The 19,718-nt window shown below is 30.0% G+C and carries 15 protein-coding genes and 1 riboswitch; of the genes, 5 read left to right on the top strand and 10 right to left on the bottom strand.

Annotated features, from left to right (window positions below; translation table 11 throughout):
- Positions 1–90: 90 nt before the first annotated feature.
- The 8 genes from ACJDT4_RS03975 to ACJDT4_RS03940 all read right to left on the bottom strand — a co-directional run bounded on the left by ACJDT4_RS03975 (position 91) and on the right by ACJDT4_RS03940 (position 8,517).
- On the bottom strand, positions 91–519 hold the full coding sequence (locus tag ACJDT4_RS03975) for a hypothetical protein (protein ID WP_406786240.1): 429 nt from the start codon (positions 517–519) through the stop codon (positions 91–93).
- Positions 520–550: 31 nt separating this feature from the next.
- On the bottom strand, positions 551–2,197 hold the full coding sequence (gene abc-f, locus ACJDT4_RS03970; RefSeq protein ID WP_406786239.1) for a ribosomal protection-like ABC-F family protein: 1,647 nt from the start codon (positions 2,195–2,197) through the stop codon (positions 551–553).
- A 447-nt stretch (positions 2,198–2,644) separates the two neighbouring features.
- Positions 2,645–3,970 carry a DUF4179 domain-containing protein gene (locus ACJDT4_RS03965; protein WP_406786238.1) on the bottom strand — a complete coding sequence of 442 codons (1,326 nt, stop codon included), beginning with the start codon at positions 3,968–3,970 and terminating at the stop codon, positions 2,645–2,647.
- Positions 3,960–4,484, bottom strand: coding sequence for a sigma-70 family RNA polymerase sigma factor (locus ACJDT4_RS03960; protein WP_406786237.1), 525 nt, complete (start codon positions 4,482–4,484; stop codon positions 3,960–3,962). The genes ACJDT4_RS03965 and ACJDT4_RS03960 overlap by 11 nt, the downstream gene beginning before the upstream one ends.
- 249 nt (positions 4,485–4,733) lie before the next feature.
- On the bottom strand, positions 4,734–5,633 hold the full coding sequence (pdaA, locus tag ACJDT4_RS03955; RefSeq protein WP_406786236.1) for a delta-lactam-biosynthetic de-N-acetylase: 900 nt from the start codon (positions 5,631–5,633) through the stop codon (positions 4,734–4,736).
- Positions 5,634–5,776: 143 nt separating this feature from the next.
- Positions 5,777–7,351, bottom strand: coding sequence for a DEAD/DEAH box helicase (locus tag ACJDT4_RS03950; protein ID WP_406786235.1), 1,575 nt, complete (start codon positions 7,349–7,351; stop codon positions 5,777–5,779).
- Positions 7,352–7,473: 122 nt separating this feature from the next.
- Complete coding sequence (locus ACJDT4_RS03945) at positions 7,474–7,632, bottom strand: zinc-ribbon domain-containing protein (RefSeq protein ID WP_053242914.1); 159 nt, start codon at positions 7,630–7,632, stop codon at positions 7,474–7,476.
- A 153-nt stretch (positions 7,633–7,785) separates the two neighbouring features.
- The gene (locus ACJDT4_RS03940; RefSeq protein WP_406786234.1) at positions 7,786–8,517 is read right to left on the bottom strand and encodes a TrmH family RNA methyltransferase; all 732 of its coding nucleotides are present in this window, start codon (positions 8,515–8,517) and stop codon (positions 7,786–7,788) included.
- 568 nt (positions 8,518–9,085) lie between these two features.
- On the opposite strand from ACJDT4_RS03940, the gene ACJDT4_RS03935 reads away from it, so the two are divergent.
- From ACJDT4_RS03935 to ACJDT4_RS03925, 3 genes are all read left to right on the top strand, one after another.
- Complete coding sequence (locus ACJDT4_RS03935; RefSeq protein ID WP_406786470.1) at positions 9,086–9,448, top strand: helix-turn-helix domain-containing protein; 363 nt, start codon at positions 9,086–9,088, stop codon at positions 9,446–9,448.
- 15 nt (positions 9,449–9,463) lie between these two features.
- The gene (locus ACJDT4_RS03930; RefSeq protein ID WP_406786233.1) at positions 9,464–11,362 is read left to right on the top strand and encodes an ABC-F family ATP-binding cassette domain-containing protein; all 1,899 of its coding nucleotides are present in this window, start codon (positions 9,464–9,466) and stop codon (positions 11,360–11,362) included.
- Positions 11,363–11,982: 620 nt separating this feature from the next.
- Positions 11,983–14,046, top strand: coding sequence for a methyl-accepting chemotaxis protein (locus ACJDT4_RS03925; RefSeq protein ID WP_406786232.1), 2,064 nt, complete (start codon positions 11,983–11,985; stop codon positions 14,044–14,046).
- 105 nt (positions 14,047–14,151) lie between these two features.
- Here the strand turns inward: ACJDT4_RS03925 and ACJDT4_RS03920 are convergent, their stop codons facing one another.
- Both ACJDT4_RS03920 and thiC read right to left on the bottom strand, forming a co-directional pair.
- The gene (locus ACJDT4_RS03920) at positions 14,152–14,928 is read right to left on the bottom strand and encodes a DUF2161 domain-containing phosphodiesterase (RefSeq protein WP_406786231.1); all 777 of its coding nucleotides are present in this window, start codon (positions 14,926–14,928) and stop codon (positions 14,152–14,154) included.
- 513 nt (positions 14,929–15,441) lie between these two features.
- Complete coding sequence (gene thiC / locus ACJDT4_RS03915; protein ID WP_406786230.1) at positions 15,442–16,755, bottom strand: phosphomethylpyrimidine synthase ThiC; 1,314 nt, start codon at positions 16,753–16,755, stop codon at positions 15,442–15,444.
- Positions 16,756–16,844: 89 nt separating this feature from the next.
- Positions 16,845–16,948, bottom strand: a riboswitch (TPP riboswitch).
- A gap of 218 nt (positions 16,949–17,166) precedes the next feature.
- Here thiC and dltA point away from each other — a divergent pair.
- Entirely contained in the window at positions 17,167–18,693 is a 1,527-nt protein-coding gene (dltA, locus tag ACJDT4_RS03910) for a D-alanine--poly(phosphoribitol) ligase subunit DltA (RefSeq protein WP_406786229.1), read from the top strand.
- Complete coding sequence (dltB, locus tag ACJDT4_RS03905) at positions 18,690–19,679, top strand: D-alanyl-lipoteichoic acid biosynthesis protein DltB (protein ID WP_406786228.1); 990 nt, start codon at positions 18,690–18,692, stop codon at positions 19,677–19,679. The genes dltA and dltB overlap by 4 nt, the downstream gene beginning before the upstream one ends.
- Positions 19,680–19,718 lie beyond the last annotated feature (39 nt).

The raw sequence follows: 19,718 nt of genomic DNA, 5'->3' as shown, positions 1-19,718 counted from the left end.
AAAAAAGTATTTAGCAAATACACTCAATTGCACTTACTAAATACTTATTTTAAACCTATGAGTAAGTCCCAGGTCAATACCTTTTATCTACTATTTTATTGGTACATAAATTTCTAAGAATATACGTTCAAGTCCTTCTTCATATGTGGTAAGTAACGTGTTAACATATACCAATCCTACCGGCTCACATTTTTTCTCCCTGACAACCTTTCTTAAACTCTCTTCTACTTTATCATCAATGTTTTTATGACCATTTAACCATCTTCCATCTTCCATAACAGTGTAAATGCATTTAGAATAAGTAACAATTTTGCCATCAGAATCGTTTTTTGAATCATCTATTTCTTCTGCAACTATATATTTATCATCTTTAATGCCAGTTTGATCAAAGTTTATTACACGCCTCAAATTTGCCAATGTAATTGCCTTTTTTAAATTATTTGTATTTTTCTTCAAGATTTCATCTTCATCATAGGAATTAAAATCCGTTATTTCTCCTTTAATCTCTAAGGGTTTCATTTCTCTTATAGTATACTTGCCCAAATTACTACTATAAGCTTTGCTTTACTTCTCTAAGTCTTTGTAGAATCCTTTTGTACTCTGCATCTAATTCCTCTATATTATCATTTTTACCCGGCATAGAAAGTCTTCCTATAATTTCGGATAATTTGTTCTCCAAAATCATCTTTTCGTTCTTAGCATCAACATTTGTATCCTTAGGCTTATTTATAAATTTCAAGTACTCATCATAATTTCCTCTAAAGGTATTTATTTTATGATTTTTTATAGTAAGTATATCTGTTGCAACCTTTTTTATAAATTTTCTATCATGAGATACAAATAAAACTGTTCCATCATACTCTTTTAAAACCTCTTCTAATGCCTCAATTGAATATAAATCTAGATAATTAGTTGGTTCATCTAATATAAGTATATTGCTTCCTGTAAGAATCATCTTAGCAAAAGAAAGTTTTACTCTCTCCCCTCCACTTAAAACTGAAACTTCTTTATAAACATCTTCTCTTTTAAATAAAAGCCTTGATAAAATAAGCCTTGCAAAAGCTTCATCATAAACAGAAGTTTTCATTACATTGTAGAGAACGGTTTTACTTTCATCTAAAATACTTAAATCCTGACTAAAGTATCCTATCTCAAGTGCCTTTGAAACTTTTATCTTTTCCTTATCATTTAGTATCATCTTTATTAAAGTTGTCTTACCACAACCATTGTCACCCATTAAAGCTACCTTAGTTCCACTAAATATTTCAAATTTAGCATTATCAAATATTGTTCTCTTTCCAAATGCCTTATTAATATTTTCGCCTGAAATAACAACTCTAGAATGTACTTTGTTTAATGCTTCAAAATCAATATTTCCCTTTTCTACCTTCACAACTTTTTCTTTTGTCTCTAAGTGCTCAATTCTTGAATACATAGCCTTCCTTGTCTTATCTAATTTTGCTTTAGATTTTTGATTTCCCATTTTTCTATGAAGTCTAGCCTCAGAATTTCCCATTCTCTTAGGTGCCTTTTTCATTGATGAAGTTCTACCTTCAATTTCAACCGCTGCTTTTTCAAGCCTTTCTTTTTCCTTTACATACTGAGTATATTCAAATTCTTTTCTCTCTCTTTCCATTTTCTTTCGATTTATAAATTGGGAGTAGTTACCGTCATATAATTTAACTTTTCCATTTTCAATTTCAAGTATTTTATTACAAACACTGTCTAAAAGTTCTCTATCATGTGAAACAAGCATTATACTACCATTAAAATTTAATAGCATTCCTTCAAACATTTTTACGGCTGATATATCTAAGTTTGATGTTGGCTCATCTGCAAATAAAATGCCGCTTTCCTTACTAAGTGCTTCTGCTATCTTAAACCTTGTCTTTTCTCCACCGCTTAAATTATTATTGTACTTATTTTGCAAATTAAATTTACTGTATAATTCATTATCCTTAACCTCATAATTAGGTTCTTCAAGCTGGCTTATATAAGAACAACTCCCATAATGTTTTATATAGCCTTCATCTACCTCAAGCTTTCCACAAAGTATACTAAGAAGTGTACTTTTACCTGCTCCATTTACTCCAACTATACCTATTTTGTCTTCACTATAAACCTTTAAATTATCTATTTCTAAAATTAATCTATCTCCAAAATACTTTTTTAAATTACATATTTCTAAATTTAACATAAAAAATTCCTCCCATTTGCTTAGAGAGGAAACTTACATATCATTATAAAATATCTGAAAGCTTTAAATGTTGTTAAAAAATTCCTACAAGTAATTTATAAAGATTAAGAGTATAGAGTACAGTGAAAGATAAATCTACCTTCACTACTACCTCTACTTTGTACTTTGTACTCTAATCCTACTTTAAAATTAAGTGTAAAAAATATTTTATCAATTTAAAACTTTAATATAATTAACTATAATAAACGTAAAGTAACCCTCTCTAGAATATTATTGCATCACAAAAAAACATACTAAAATATAAATTTTTAAATTTTGTGATGTTATTCGTTCTAAAAAAGATTACTTTCGCATCGCTTACATACCTTACCCTTTCAAAATATTATAAACATTATAACTCACTAATTTATATTAAACAAGTAAAATTGTCTAAAACAACACTTTCAATTAATTTTTAAATGGATTATCAATTACTATCTCATCCTCATCGTAAATAATTCGTTTATATGCTCCAGAAACTTTAAACCTTTTTTCTCCTTTCACTTCTGTTGTAACCTTAGTACTTATAGCACCAGTATTAAAATCGGAAATACTCTTAATATTATCTTCTGGAATCTTTCTGATTAAACTCTTATATATTTTTTCATTAGCAGCTTTATCTTTATATTCAACAGTACCATTTTCTATTTGCCCACCACTTCCATTTCCAAATACTATATTCAAATCATCATACGTCCTCTCTTTCTTACTGTACTCTATTGCATATTCAGTTGATTTGCCCTTATCCTTCATTGAAACTATTTTAAACTTATCTCCATTATAATCAAATTCCATTGGAAGTTTATCATTTTTCACTTCGTATGTTTTAGGATTCACAAATTCATAATTAACCCGCGCTCCTATAAGTCTTATTCCTATCTCATTTACTTTTTTATAATATATAGATTCAAAATCTTCTCCCTGCATTGAATTCGACTGTTTTTTTTCTACATTGCTTGTATACTTTTTATCTAATCTTATTGAAAATATAGGCATTACACTTTGTATATCACTACTTGAAGGAGTAAAATCATATTCTATAATTGTTTGAAGTATTCCCTCTTTCAAATCCTTAATTTTTAATGTACCAATATCTAATTTGTAATTCCTATTGATTGGAATTATTCTAGTAGCTTGCATTGGAACATTCATTTTTAAACTCCAGTCTACCTTTGTACTTTTACTACTAACCATAGATTTTATTTTATCTGCTAAACTGTTTGAAGCCTTGTATGAAATTGAGTTAATCTTTATTTTTATAGGGTTATTTTCCATATAGTCCCCCCCGCTTTTATCTACAGATATATTAAAAGCTTTTTCTTTAGAGTTTTCATCTTCTTGTGGAGCGGAATATCCCCAAGCACTAATAAAGTTGTTATTGCCACCTGAAAAATTAACCCTATCTATAGAATACTTCGGATCAGATACATCATAAATAACCTCCATACCAGTGTCATCTGCAACAATTTCCTTTATAGTAAAGGTAACATTTTTATATTTAAAGACCTTATTTATCTTAGTAATATTATTATGCTGACGCGCCAAATCTATTTCCTGCTTATACGGAATACTATCTATATACTTAGCATATGCAAAAGCTGAAGTTGGCAAAATCACTGCACATCCAACTAAGGCTGCTACTGCCCTGTGAAGGTTTTTTCTTCTATTTTTAACATGCTTTCTAAGTTTTCTTTCAACATTGTCCATTAAATCATCCGGAATATTAGTATTCATTTTTAAGACCTCCATTTATACATTTTAAAGCATTTAAACTTCTATATATCTTCGTCTTAACGGTACTTAAAGGCATGTCCATAATATTTGATATTTCCTTTATGGAATAATCCTTAAGATACCTTAACGCAAGTATATCTCTTTCATCTTTTTTCAATTTAGAAAGAAGCCCTTCAATAATAATCCTGTCATCAACAGATCTATAAGAAAATTCATCTCTTATTAATTTTAATTCTTCATCTGAAGATGCTTTTACTTTTTGCTTTATACTTCTTCTACACACATTTATAAGAATAGAAATATACCATGAATAAAATTTTTCTGGATTTCTTAACTGCTTTATCTTATCAAAAGCCTTTATCGCTGCCTCCGATATACAATCCTCAGCATCATATTTATTTTTTGTATAGGTAAAGGAAATCTTATATATAAGCTCTTCTTTTTCTCTTAGAAGCTTCATAAATGATGAAATATTTCCATCCTTGCTTTTTATAACAAGCTCTTTTATATCCATTCGTTACCTTCTTTCAACTGCTGCAGCATCTTTTATTTTACATATGTTAGATGATTAATCAAGATGAAAAGTTTCAAAAATTTAACTTGATTACAAAAATTCATACCTAAAGTTCCGTAGGCACGGAGGAATTTTTTCCTTGTACCACCGTGGGAACGAAGGAACAATGATGAAGGAACAGTTTAAAAAAATCCTAATAAATCTTAGATTTATAGGATTTTTTTAATGCTACGAAGCATTGTTCCTTCGCTAATGTTTTACTAGCTGGTCTAAAGTTTCTATTTTATATCCTTCTTTTTCAAATCTAGTTAAAAGTTCATCCATTATTTCACTATTTGTTTTTGAAACTGCATGCAAAAGAAGCACGGAACCATTATTTGTTTTACTCATTATTTTTTTTATTGCAAACTCATGAGATGGCTGACTATCGGTTTCCCAATCAGCATATGCAAATGTCCAAAATATAGTCTTATATCCTAATTTCTTTGTATTATAAAGTGATAATTCGCTATATTTGCCCATAGGTGGTCTAAAGTACTTAGGCATTTTTTTACCTGTAACCTTAGTATAAGCATCTTCAACATCCGTAAATTCTTTTTTAAATTTATTCTCATCTGTTATTGACGGCATAGATGGATGTCTTGCACTATGGTTACATACTAAATGTCCTTCATTAACCATCCTTTTTACTAGCTCAGGATTTTGGGTTATATATGGCTTAACAACAAAGAAGGCTGCTTTAACATTATGCTTTTTCAACGCATCCAAAATCTTCCCTGTATATCCCTTTTCATATCCTTCATCAAAAGTTAAATATATCACTTTTTTAGATTGATCTCCAATGTAATAGCAGTCATACTTAGGTACAAACTTTGAAGTTTCTTTTGGTGGTCCTGGAGTTACATTTTTTCCAGGATTCATATAATACCATTCATAAGGTCTAGAACTAAGCCCATTATAGTATTTAGAAAAAAATACATTTTTAAGCTGATCCAATACAGGCTCCTTTATATACTCTTTAATGTCTTCTTGTTTATTAACTTCCTTATTCAAAACACTGCTATCAATTTGAGCTTTTACATTATAAAACAAACAATTAATCATCAGCATAAAAGCTATAAAAGCACAAAAAATTTTATTTTTCAACAAATTTCACCTCCATGCTTTTAGTATGTACAATCTGCAAATAATAATTAATATAAATAAAATTAATTTTTTCCATGCCAAAAAGCCATCTAAAGTTTTAATTACCTAAAGACAGCTTTCTATCAAATATTATAATAAATTATTTTTTATTTATTACTATTTGCTACTTCTACATTTACTTTTCTACCATTTAATTTCTTACCGCGGACATTTCTTATTATAACATCTGTAAGTCTTTCTGGAACATCAATAAATGTAAATTTATCAAGTATATCTATATCGCCAATTTCATTTCCTTCTATTCCTGATACTTTATCTATAAACTCAAGGAGTTTCTTAACATTAATTTTGTCTTTTCTTCCTACATTTATAAATAATCTTACGTTTGAGTCAACGCCTATTGAATTTTCGGTATAGTCAAAGCTTATTTCTTTTTCAAAAAGCATTTGCATAAGAGCAGCTGATATATCTACTAAATTATATTCATCATCTAATTTTTCAACAAAAGGAACATATTTCTTAAAATCATTTTTTTCTATATTTTGCTTTATTTTTTCAAGCATGTTATTATATTTTGTTTCAAATATATCATCAACGGTTGGTATATCTTTTCTCTTTATTTTACTCTTTGTAAATTTTTCGATTTGCTTAAGCATTACATACTCTTTAGGTGTTACTAGTGAATATGCTATTCCTTCTTTATTTGCTCTTCCTGTTCTGCCTATTCTGTGAACATAAGATTCAATATCCTGAGGTATATCATAATTTATAACATGTGATATATCATGAACGTCTATTCCTCTAGCAGCAACATCTGTAGCCACAAGAAAATCAAGTGTATTTTCCTTAAACTTTTTAAGTGTATTTATTCTCTGATTTTGGTTCATATCACCATGCATTCCCTCAACATTGTATCCTCTAACCTGCATGGATTCAACAAGTTCATCTACGCCTCTTTTAGTCTTGCAAAATATTATAGTACTTTCAGGTTCATCAGCATCTATAATTCTACATAGAGTTTCAAATTTATCCTTATTCTTTACTTCAAAATAATACTGTTTTATTTTATCAACAGTTAAAGAATTTTTAACTATAGCAATATGCTTTACTTCATTTCTCATATACTTTGAAGCTAATTTCTTTATAGGTGCTGGCATTGTTGCTGAAAAAAGCATTGTTTGTCTGTCATTATTGCTGGATTTTATTATTGATTCTATATCATCTATAAATCCCATATCTAGCATTTCATCTGCTTCATCTAAAACAAGAAACTTAATACTATCAAGTTTTATTGTTCTTCTATTTATATGGTCTTTTATTCTTCCAGGAGTACCAACTATTATGTTAACTCCTCTTTTAATTGATTTTATTTGTCTGTCTATAGACTGACCTCCATAAACAGGTAATATTCTAGTTTTTGCATATCTTGCTAGCCTATTTAATTCATCTGTAATTTGAATTGCAAGTTCTCTTGTTGGCGTTAATATCAATGCATCTATTGCATTTGTTTTTTCCTCATCTGATATCTTACTTATAATAGGTGCACCAAATGCAAGTGTTTTTCCTGTTCCTGTTTGTGCCTGACCTATCATATCATTTCCCTCAAGTACAACTGGAATTGCTTCTGCTTGAATTTGAGAAGGTTCTTCAAATCCCATGTCGTCTATTGCCTTTAATACGCTGTCACTTAAAGCTAAATCATTAAATTTTATATTTTCCATTAAATCTTTCCTTTCTTAAATAATATCAATTATTATTTTTTAATGCCATAGTAGCATAATTACCTAAAATACATAAAAATGGCTGTTGACGAGATCAACAGCCACTAAAAGTTCTCTTTTAATTATTTTCTGAAGGATCTATTTTGCTTTCTTGATTTTCTGCACTCAGGGCATCTTACTGGATCATTTTCAAATCCTTTTTCTTTATAAAATTCCTGTTCTCCTTCAGTGAAAACAAATTCCTTACCACAATCTTTACAAACAATAGTCTTATCAGCCATATTATAAACATCTCCTTTTTTTAATTCTAATCTAATAAATAAAAATTTCATTTTCCATAAAAAAAGGAGAATGTGAATTTCTTATATATTAAATTACCCTATTTATAATATCACACAAATTATCTTAATGCAAGATGCTTTTAAGGCTTAACTCTATTTACTTTTTAGTGAAAACTCATATATTGCAATGCCTGCGGCTATAGTCAAGTTGAGTGAATCTATAGTCTTATGATGAGGTATAAGTACACTCGTTCCATAATTAAGGAAGTCATCACTTAAACCTGTAGCCTCATTTCCAAATACTATTGAAAATGGCTTATCCTTTTCAACTTTTACACTATCAAGAGTTACTGCACCCTTTAACATAAAAGGATATACACTGCGTTGACCATTTTCGTTAATATAATCCTCAAAGCAATCATAATGAGTAAACTTTAACTTAAATATTGCTCCCATAGATGCTCTTATTACCTTTGGATTAAACAAATCTGCGCCGTGGCCTATAACAGCAAGATCATTTATTCCAAATCCAATCATGGTTCTTATAATTGTTCCTATATTACCCATGTTACTCGGGTTAACAAGCACAACATGGCTCTTATTCTTATCAATTTGAGAATTAAACTTTTTGAGAACTCCTATTACGTAACAGTTTTCCTTTGGACTTAATTTATTAAAAAGTTTATCATTTTCCTCTACCTCTATATTCTTGTCATTACATACACTATATATACTATCTTCTGAGGATTTTTTATCATAATTTGAACTCACTAAAACCTTCACTACAGCTTCTGGTTTAAAGTTTATAAGTTCCATAGTTGGAAATGCTCCAAAGGTATAAGAATAATCGAAATCTTTTTTATAACTTTTTAATTTAAAATCCATATCTAAATCTCCTATATCAATGCACAGTTCATAATTCACAGTTCACAACTTGTAAATATTGTAAGCTTTGAATTGTATACTGATTAAATTTCACTTTTTCTTAAACATACTTTTTTATTATAATACTATTTCCCAGTCATTTCAAACATATTATAAACAGAGTAGAGTGATTGTTGACTTTTCTCCACTATCGCTTCTAAAGATCTTAAACTTAATGTGTGCCAAACACTTAAGATAGAGTGCTCAGGACAGCTAATACTATTAAGCTCTAATATTTACCTGAGAGAAACGAAAGGTAAACATTGTACGTTATAGACAATAATATTTTTTCCTTAATTTTACATTTGCTTTTGCTTCTATTTCATAACTTTTACTGGTTTTATAATATGGAATAATGTATACTATTCATATTATGATGTTACTAAAGTACAACTACTGTCAAACTTAAGCTATAGATAGACAACCTGAAAGTTTAAAATAGTCAATGTTATACTTTTACAAGTGCTATTTTGCATACCTTAATCAATTGACAATTGACAGTTGAGTCAGTTTAATTACATATGTTTGAATTAGCTTCATTGGCATAAAGAAAAATATTACTCAAAAGGATACTGCTGAAAAATACATAGGAGATGTTTCTACATATATAAGTAATAATTATAGCAACAATATAAAAGTCCATGATATCGCTAAATATGTAAATATAACAGGAGCCTATCTTTTTAGACTATTTAAAGAATATTTGCATACTTCTCCGCAGCAATTTTTAATAAATTTCAGAATGGAAAAGGCCTGTGAACTTCTTAAAGATTGCAATTTTACTACTGGACAGTTAGCACGTTCTATAGGCTATAGAGATGTGCTTTTATTTTCTAAAATATTCAAAAAAAGCTTTGGTATTTCCCCAAGCGATTATAGGAAACAATTATGAAAGGACAATGCTATTATGAATCTAATAACTCTTAATAATATATCAAAAAGCTATGGTGAAAAAACTATTTTAAATGATATAAACTTTACTATAAATTCTGGAGAAAAAATAGGTCTTATTGGAATAAATGGAACCGGCAAATCAACTCTTTTAAAAATACTCTGCGGTCTCACTGACTACGATTCGGGAAGCATAACAACCTCCAATGAACTTTCAATAAGCTATCTTTCGCAGAATACGGATTTTTATGATGATTCAACAGTTATGGAACAAATTTTCAAAGGTAATTCTAAAGAAATGACAATTTTAAAAGCTTATGAAAAAGCAATTCACGATGCAGCACTTAATCCTAAAGATGAAAAGCTTCAAGGGCTTATTGTTGATTTAACCTCAAAGTTAGATGCTCTAAATTTATGGGATATGGAAAGTGAAGCAAAGACTATACTCACAAAGCTTGGAATAAAAAATTTTGAAGAAAAGATAGGCAATTTATCCGGCGGTCAAAAAAAGAGAATTGCCTTAGCTGCTGCACTTATAACCCCTTCCAATCTTTTAATTTTAGATGAACCTACTAATCATCTTGATAGCGAGACAATTTTATGGCTTGAAAAATATCTAACTCAAAAAAAGGGTGCAGTATTTATGATAACCCATGATAGGTATTTTCTTGATAGAATAATAAACAACATGTTTGAACTTCACAATGGTAAAATATACACCTATACAGGCAATTACAGTGACTTTTTAAGTAAAAAACTCGAAAGAGAAGAGATGGAAAAATCCTCTGAAGACAAAAGGCAAAACCTTTTAAGAAGAGAGCTTGCCTGGATAAGAAGAGGTGCTAAGGCAAGAAGCACAAAGCAAAAAGCAAGAATACAAAGATTTGATGAATTAAATAAAAAAGAATCATTAGCCGTGCAAGATAAAATTGAAATTTCTGCTCAAAGCTCAAGGCTTGGCAAAAAGGTTATAGAGCTAAAAAATATAAGCAAAAGCTTTGGTAGCAAAAAATTAATAGATGATTTTAGCTTTATTTTTTCCAAAAGCGATACTGTTGGAATAGTTGGTCCAAATGGCATAGGAAAATCTACACTTTTAAATATAATAACGGGCAAAATTCTTCCAGACAGCGGAACTGTAGATGCTGGTTCAACCGTTAAAATAGGTTATTTTTCTCAAGAGTCTAAAGACATGGATGAAAATTTAAGAGTAATTGAATATGTACGCGAAGGTGCTGAATTTATAAAAGATGAAAGTGGAGAACTTATAAGTGCTTCTAAAATGCTTGAAAAGTTTTTATTTACAGGAGAAATGCAGTGGACTCCTATTTCAAAACTTTCTGGTGGCGAAAAAAGAAGACTTTATCTTTTAAGAATACTTATGGAGGCTCCTAATGTTCTTATACTAGATGAGCCTACAAATGATCTTGATATTGAAACCCTCACATTACTTGAAGATTATCTTGATGGTTTTTCTGGCAGCGTAATAACTGTTTCTCATGATAGATATTTTCTTGACAAGGTTGTAAATAAACTTATTATTTTCAAAGGTAATGGCAAAATAGAATACAACACTGGTAATTACTCTGAATACCTTGAGAAAGCAGTTTTAACTGAAGAACCTAAGCCAGAAAAAATAAAGCAAAGTAAGCCTAAAGAAGAAAAGTCCAAAAATAATAAGCTTAAATTTTCTTATAAAGAGCAAAGAGAATATGACGAAATAGATGGATTAATTGAAACTGCTGAAAAAGAACTTGCTGAACTTGAAAGTCAAATTAATTCAGCTGGAAGTGATTATGTAGTTTTGCAAGAACTCCTAGCTAAAAAGAAAGAGCAGGAAGAAAAGCTTCAAAACTTGTATGACAGATGGGAATATTTAAACGAATTGGCAGAAAGAATTAAAGATCATAAGTAACAATATTGAAAATCATTAAATATAATCTATCCTAACAAACTCAAATTTAACTCAATGCACAATTAAGAATGATTTACCTTTCGCTTTGCGCGCAATAAGTTTAAGATTTTTCAAAGCATAGCGGAGAAAAATCATCCTTCATTGTCCTTTGTACTTTGTACTCTGCTTTTTAGATTCCAGTTTATCGAGATAAATTTAGCGCTAGGTGATTTCAGCCTTTCAGCTTATCTACTCTATAATTTGAGCTTTATCCTCATCTATCCATATCGCTTGTGTTAAAACATCCCAATTCCCCCCCTCATGCACACCTAAGGTCATCAACTTAAGAACTTTATATATATAAATTAGTGAAAATAGATTTTAAAAAAATTGCTTATAAAGAGATAAAATCCAAGGCAAAACAAAGTAAAAAAAAGAATGTAATACTAATGAATATCATGTTATCAACATTTGAAGATGATTATTTAGCACCAATATATATTATATAAAGTGGAAGTTTATGATATAAAATATAATCATGTTAAAATTGCCCTCAATATCCATACAAAATCATATAAAGGAAGCTATATAAATGTCGAAAAATACGTAAAAGTGCAAAAATAAGAAAAGGACGGGATATCATGAGTAAAAGCATTAGTGGGATAAAAGGTAGGATTTTAATATCTATAGTTTTAATTGTTTTACTGACTGTAGTAAGTATCAGTGGTATAGCAATTTATCAAGTAAATAAAAAGAATTATAATGATTATTTGAGTAATTCTAGAGAACAACTGAAAATAGTTTCTCAATCAATTGAAATTTTCAATGACCAAATAGATAAAAATCTTAATATGCTGGCAACAAATCCCCTGATAATGGCGGTAGATGACAGCATAACAACTTATAAAAACACAACACAAGAAACTCAAATGAAACCTTCTGCTAATGGAGAACTTGAAAAAGCGATATACAAAATATTTGAGCAGTATGGACATAACCATGAAGGTACAAACTATGTATATCTAGGCACTAAGGATGGAAGATATATACAATGGCCCGAAACTACTACATTTGCAGGTTATGATCCTGTAAAAAGACCTTGGTACGTTGATGCTGAAAATAAGAACGGAAAAATCATTAGAACAGCGCCATATATTTTTCAGTCTTCGATGCTTACAAGCAATGCCCGTTCATTTACAGATAAAGATGGAAAGTTTCTTGGAGTAATAGGCCTTGATGTGAAGCAATCTAAAATTAGCGATATGTTAAATCAAATGAAGCTTGGTAAAACAGGGTATTCAATGCTTATACACAATACAGGTGTGATAATGGCAGATGGAAAAAATCCTAAAAATAATTTTAAAAAAGTACAAGAAGTTGGTATTGCTGGCTTGAATAAACTTCTAACTGATCAAGCAAAAACCTTTGAGGTTTCAATTAATGGAGAAAAATATCTTGTAAGTCCATATAAAGTTGAAGGGACGGATTGGATATTAGCATCGCTTATTACTCAAAAGGAGTTAAATTCTGGTGCAAAAGAAATTATGAATATAGTAGTTATTTCGGCTATAGTGATATTAGTGTTAATAAGTATTTTGGCTAATTATTTATCTAGCAGCATAACAAAACCTATTATAGCAGTCACAGGCAGAGTAAAAGATTTTGGTAATTTAGATTTTTCCAAAGATAAACAGTTGAATGAAAAGTACTTAAATAGAAAAGATGAAATAGGAGATATGATAAGGTTTCTTAAAATTATGAGAGAAAACGTGGCTGAATTTATTCGAAAAACTGCAGGTGCAGCAGAGCATATTGCTGCCTCCTCAGAAGAATTAACAGCTACTTCGGAGCAAGCAGCTACTGCTGCAGAGGAAGTAGCCAAAACTATTGAAGAAATTGCAAGAGGATCTAGTGAACAAGCTAAAGATACAGAAATAGCAGCTCATAATGTAGAAGAGTTAGGCAATTTATTAGAACAAGATTTAAATTATACTAAAGAACTTAATGCTGCAGCAATTCAAATTGAAAAACAAAAGGAAGAAGGTTTCCTAATTTTAAAAGAGCTTATTAATAAGACACAGAAAAACAGTGATGCATCAAGCAATGTATATCAGATTATAATGAGTAACAATGAAAATGCAGAAAAAATTGAAAGTGCTAGTGCTATGATTGAAAGCATTGCGGATCAGACAAATCTTTTAGCTTTAAATGCTGCAATTGAAGCTGCAAGAGCAGGAGAAGCAGGTAAAGGTTTTGCCGTTGTTGCGGATGAAATAAGAAAGCTTGCAGAACAATCTAATAACTTTACAAATGACATTAAAACTATAATAAATGAATTAAAGACAAAATCACAAAGTGCAGTTGATTTTATGAAGCAAACAAAAGAGATTGTTACAGAACAAGAAGATAGCGTTGAAGCAACTGAAGGAAAATTTGAGGGAATAGCACAGGCAATTGATGATATAAAAATCATAATCACTAAACTTAATCATTCTACAGGCTTAATGGCAGAGAATAAAAACAAAATTATTGAATTAACGCAAAATTTATCGGCAATATCTGAGGAGAATGCCGCTGGAACAGAGCAGGCATCTGCATCTACGGAAGAACAATCAGCTACAATTGAAGAAATTGCAAGCTCAGGTGAAAAATTAGCTACAATTGCAGAAGAATTAAAAGTATCAATAGATCAGTTTAAAATTTAGCTTTAAAACCTTGGATTTATGTACCTATAATTCCAAGGTTTTTTCATTACACTGCATTTTTATATAATTTTAGATTTATCTGACGTAAGTAAGATAAATCCACCTTCACTGTCCTCTGTCAATTGTACTCTGTACTCTGAGCTGATCACTTGTCACTTTCTCCCCTATCTTCTCATAGTAGTATTTTGCCAGTTCTTCATACACCTTGAGGTTCTTTTTTCCTTCCTCATTTAGCTCGTAAACCCCTCTTGATTTTTTATCAAACCAGCCATAATAATTCTTGTATAAAATAGATACAGTTTTTTTGCAGTCCGTTCCAATTTCTCTGAGCCTTTTAGGGGAAAGCGGTCCAAATTTATCAAGGCAGCAGGCAATTTCAATTGCACTTTCTCTATAAGAAGTTACAAGCTTTTTCCCCCTTGTTCCTCCAACATTTAAATCCTTGTTTCTGCCCTTAATTTCTTTTATAAGACTTGCTCTCTTTTTTTTATTTGCATTAATGCTTTTTATTCTATCAAAAGGTTTGGGCTCTATGACAACTTCAACAAAAGTTTTGCTGCTCTTAAAATTCACAAATATAAGTCCAAGCTCTAATCTCCTTATAAGATGACAAATATCCTTCCATTTTGAATCTGCTTTCATCCTTTTAGGTTTTGGAACAGCTATATAAACTAGTTCTGAAATTTTTTGCCTTTTAACTGCCTGTGACAAGAGTTCTACAGTCAAATTCTTTTTTAGTTCAACTATAATAAGGAAATCATCTTTAATAGCCGTAACATCGCAGTCCTTAACCTCCGCCCTTACTGTATACCCTTGTTTTTCAAAGAAATCGTGAACAGGCTTGTACAAATCTTCTTCTAGTATTTTTTCTTTATCCATCATAACTACACCTCATGATAAAAGTATTATAAATTTCTCTACATTTAATAGTAATTTTATCATAAAGATTTCATAAACCAAAAACAATTTTATTAAAATTATAGTTTACTTAAAAAATCACAATTTTAATACATAATGGTATTATCAATTTCACACTAAGAACCATATACACTAATAAAAGTCAATAATATATTGTACAAGTTTAATTGATTACAAAGATTCATGCTAAAATTCCGTAGGCACGGAGGAATTTTTTCCTTGCACTACCGAGAGAGCGAAGTAACAATGCTGAAGGAACAGTTTAAAAAGATTCTAATAAATCTTGGCAAAAAAATCGTAAAATACTTAGATATTTCAATTGTCTGAGCATCTTTTCAGAGAGTATAAACATATACGAGGCTTGGGCTTTGCCCATTATCCTTCTTGAACTCAAAGCAAGCACTATTTTAAAATATACACCAAGATTTATAGAATTTTTTTAACGCGACGAAGCATTATTACTTCGCAATTTTTATGCTAATCATCGTCTCTAAGTATGTTTACATTTTTTCCACTCATAACTTTATTCATATTCCTAACCGCACACATTTTTCCACACATAGTGCAGGTATCTGGATTTTCTGGTGTTGATTCTTTTCTATATCCTATAGCCTTTTCTGGATCTATTGAGAGTTCAAACGTAGCCTTCCAATCTAATTTTTGTCTTGCCTCTGCCATTTTATTATCCCACTCCCTTGCACCAGGAACATTCTTTGCAATATCAGCGGCATGAGCAGCTATTTTAGAGGCTATAATTCCTTCTTTCATATCATCTAAGTTAGGAAGCCTCAAATGCTCTGCTGGAGTAACATAGCATAGAAAGTCCGCCCCGTTTGCAGCTGCAATTGCTCCTCCTATTGCACTTGTTATATGGTCATACCCTGGAGCTATATCCGTAACAATAGGTCCAAGAACATAGAAAGGTGCTCCATGACATAATCTCTTTTCTATAATCATATTTGATTTTATTTCATTAAGCGCCATATGTCCAGGTCCTTCAATCATAACTTGTACATTTTGCTCCCATGCCCTTTTAGTAAGTTCTCCAAGAGTAATAAGTTCTTTAATCTGGCTTGGATCAGTTGAGTCTTTTATGCATCCGGGCCTGCAAGCATCTCCAAGACTTATAGTAACATCATATTTAGCGCATATTTCAAGAACTTTATCAAAATACTCATAGAATGGATTTTCCTTATTGTTAAGTTCCATCCAGGCATACAAAAGTGAACCACCTCTTGAAACTATATTCATAACTCTGTTATTTCTTTTAAAAACTTCAGCAGTTTCTCTATTTATTCCAGCATGAATAGTCATAAAATCCACACCATCTTGAGCTTGTTTTTCAACTACCCTTAAGAATTCTTCTGCAGTTATATCCTTTAATTCCTTATCATAAAAACCTACTGCATCATATATAGGAACCGTTCCTATCATCGCAGGAGACATTTCTATAAGCTTTTTCCTAAACTCTTCTGTCTTTCCATAAGAACTTAAATCCATAATAGCTTCTGCCTTCATTTGAAGTGCTGTTTTAACCTTTTCAAGTTCCATATCCACATTGGCACAATCTTTAGATATTCCTAGGTTTACATTTATTTTAGTTCTAAGTCCTTCCCCAATACCTTCTGCACTTAAGGAATTGTGATTTTTGTTAGCTGGAATTACAACTTTTCCTTCTGCAATAAGCTTTCTCAATTTTTCAATTTCAATATGTTCTTTTTCAGAGACAACTTTCATCTCCTCTGTAAATATACTTTTTCTTGCAGCATCCATTTGGGTTAAATAATTCATAACATTTCTCCTTATCTAAATTTTATTTTTGGATGCAGACACATTAAAAAAAGCTCACCCAAATTAAGGGCAAGCTTAAAAATTCATAATCTAATAATGCTCTGCTTCCCTACGGTAGTACTAACTACATCAAGTTCTAAGAGTTGGATTTCTCCTCTCAGCCTTTTACATTAAGGCACCTCTAGCAAATTACATTTCTCATTTTACCATCACTTAACACGTTTGTAAACTAACATATACATTTCTAAATATGCCATAACTTTAACAATACACATACGTTACACTTATGTAATATATGTGTCGTTGTTGTATCTAAATACTATTAAGTAATTTAATTGTATTGAAAACATTTATTTACTAGAATATAATATTTATGTTTAATAATTATCTCAATAGAAAGGACTGATTCTTTTGAATTTGCTTGATACTATAGATCAAATCTGCATTGAACATAGGGAAAATGTCTTCGAAATATACAAAAATTCTACTTTAACATATGGTCAGCTAAAAAAATATTCAGATGCACTTGCAAAATACATAATCTCTGAATATGGGGACGATAAATCACCAATAGCTATTTACGGTCATAAAGAACATGAAATGCTAATTTCTTTTTTAGCTTGTAGTAAATCTGGACATGCTTATATTCCTATAGATACTACTTTTCCAAAGGACAGAATAAAAGATATTATTGAAAGCTCTAAACCCACATTATTTATTAATATAGGAAATATTGATATTGATAACTTTAATGGAGAGATTTTGTCCTTAAACACCTTGAATGATATTTTTGTTAAATTTAGCGGAATTGAGCCTGACAAATCATACCGTGTAAAAGAAAATGATGTTTATTATATGATTTATACCTCTGGAAGTACTGGTAAACCTAAAGGTGTTCAAATCACCTACAAAGCTTTAAAAACATTTATTGAATGGTTCATGCCTTATTGCAAAACTAGTGAAGAAGAGAGTGTATTTTTAAATCAAGTATCTTACTCTTTCGATGTATCTGTGATTAGCATATACATTGGACTTCTTCTTAAGAAAACTTTATATGTAATAGATAAAGAAATGACTACAAATTTTAAGGATTTATTTAAAAATTTAGGCATATCAAAAATAGCTATGTGGATATCAACACCTTCATTTGCCGAAATGTGCGTTATTGATAATAGTTTTAATAAAAACTTACTTCCAAAGCTAGAAAAGATGTTTTTTGCTGGTGAAATACTATCAAAAAAATTAGTTTCAACTCTCTATGAAAAGTTTGGAGATATCTCAATAATTAATGGATATGGTCCAACAGAAGCCACTGTTTTAATAACAGCTGCGGAAATCAGTAAGAATATGATTTATGCTGAGGATTCTATTCCAATAGGGTATGGAATGACTAATTCTAAAGTAATGCTAGTAGATGATACTGGCAAAGAAATTAAAGATAACAAAAAAGGTGAAATTTATGTAGTCGGTGACAATGTAAGTATTGGATACTATAACAATGAAGAAATGAACAAAAAGCACTTTTTCACGGTTAAAACTGAAACTGGCCTTAAGCAAGGTTATAAAACTGGTGACCTGGCATACAAGAAAGATAATTTGTTTTACTACTGCGGAAGAAAAGATTTCCAGATCAAATTAAATGGATATAGAATTGAGTTAGAAGATATTGAAAATAATCTAAGAAAATTAGATTACATAAGTAACGCTGTTGCTCTGCCAGTTAAAATTGAAGAAAAAATTTCTTATATAGCAGCCTTCGTTACGCTAAGCAAAGAATTTAATGAAAAGGAGTTTAAAATAGTTATGAAGATAAAAAATGACCTTAATAAATCTTTGCCTCTATATATGGTACCTAGAAAAATTAAAATACTAGATAAATTCCCTATGAATTCAAATTGCAAAATAGATAGAAAATTACTTCAGGAGGATTTAAAATGACCCCTTTTGAACATGGTATATTCTTCTACATTCTTTTTGTTTCATTAATTCCAGCGATAATTATTGGATTATTAGAGAAAAAACTAAAATATTATGGAACCTTTTTAAGCCTATGTATGATGTTGCTATTTATCGGAAGGAATAAAGCAGAACTATTAAGTTTTTTAGGCTTTTACATACTTCAGGTAATCTTAATAAAGCTATATTTCTTGATTAGACAAAAAACAGATAATATTTGGATCATGCGTATATTTGTTTTTTTAAGCATACTTCCTCTTTGTTTAGTCAAGTTTAGTAGATTTTTTACTTCTTCAACCTTAGGTTTTATAGGTATTTCTTACCTTACCTTTAGAACTGTGCAAGTAATAATAGAAACACATGATGGATTAATAAAAGAAATTAAACTTATTGATTTAACTTACTTTATTTTATTTTTCCCAAGCATTAGCTCTGGTCCTATTGATAGAAGTCGACGTTTTGAAAAAGACATAAATAAAACTCTTACAAGAAAAGAATATATAGATTGTATGGGAAATGGTATCTTTAGGATTTTTAAAGGCGTTGCCTATAAGTTTGTTATAGCCAGCTTAATATACACCTATTGGCTTTCAAAAATACCATCTAACTTTAGTATAAATAATATAGTTCAGTGTATGTACGCCTACAGTTTATACCTTTTCTTTGATTTTGCTGGATATAGTTCAATAGCTATTGGTACAGGCTATTTTTTAGGAGTTAAGCTTCCAGAAAACTTTAATATGCCTTTCTTAAGCAAGAACATGAAAGAATTTTGGGATAGATGGCATATGTCATTATCATTTTGGTTTAGAGATTTTATATATACTAGGTTTGTAATGAACGCTATGAAACATAAATGGTTTAAAAGCAGATATACCTCATCGTATTTAGGCTTTATTATAACAATGCTTACTATGGGAATATGGCACGGCAATGTCATCAACTTAAGAAACCTTACAATAAATTGAAGTGATATAAAATTTGATTTAAAAATTACTTTGCTAAAA

It is taken from the genome of Clostridium neuense (assembly GCF_045310695.1).
GTDB classification, from domain to species: Bacteria; Bacillota; Clostridia; order Clostridiales; family Clostridiaceae; genus Clostridium_S; species Clostridium_S neuense.
Note: the sequence above shows the minus strand (reverse complement) of the source record. Positions and strands in the feature narration are given on the sequence as shown.

Coding starts and splice junctions, on each gene's coding strand:
- ACJDT4_RS03975 (WP_406786240.1), bottom strand. CDS start 519: ATGAAACCCTTAGAGATTAAAGGAGAAATAACGGATTTTAATTCCTAT.
- abc-f (WP_406786239.1), bottom strand. CDS start 2,197: ATGTTAAATTTAGAAATATGTAATTTAAAAAAGTATTTTGGAGATAGA.
- ACJDT4_RS03965 (WP_406786238.1), bottom strand. CDS start 3,970: ATGAATACTAATATTCCGGATGATTTAATGGACAATGTTGAAAGAAAA.
- ACJDT4_RS03960 (WP_406786237.1), bottom strand. CDS start 4,484: ATGGATATAAAAGAGCTTGTTATAAAAAGCAAGGATGGAAATATTTCA.
- ACJDT4_RS03950 (WP_406786235.1), bottom strand. CDS start 7,351: ATGGAAAATATAAAATTTAATGATTTAGCTTTAAGTGACAGCGTATTA.
- ACJDT4_RS03945 (WP_053242914.1), bottom strand. CDS start 7,632: ATGGCTGATAAGACTATTGTTTGTAAAGATTGTGGTAAGGAATTTGTT.
- ACJDT4_RS03940 (WP_406786234.1), bottom strand. CDS start 8,517: ATGGATTTTAAATTAAAAAGTTATAAAAAAGATTTCGATTATTCTTAT.
- ACJDT4_RS03930 (WP_406786233.1), top strand. CDS start 9,464: ATGAATCTAATAACTCTTAATAATATATCAAAAAGCTATGGTGAAAAA.
- ACJDT4_RS03925 (WP_406786232.1), top strand. CDS start 11,983: ATGAGTAAAAGCATTAGTGGGATAAAAGGTAGGATTTTAATATCTATA.
- ACJDT4_RS03920 (WP_406786231.1), bottom strand. CDS start 14,928: ATGATGGATAAAGAAAAAATACTAGAAGAAGATTTGTACAAGCCTGTT.
- thiC (WP_406786230.1), bottom strand. CDS start 16,755: ATGAATTATTTAACCCAAATGGATGCTGCAAGAAAAAGTATATTTACA.
- dltB (WP_406786228.1), top strand. CDS start 18,690: ATGACCCCTTTTGAACATGGTATATTCTTCTACATTCTTTTTGTTTCA.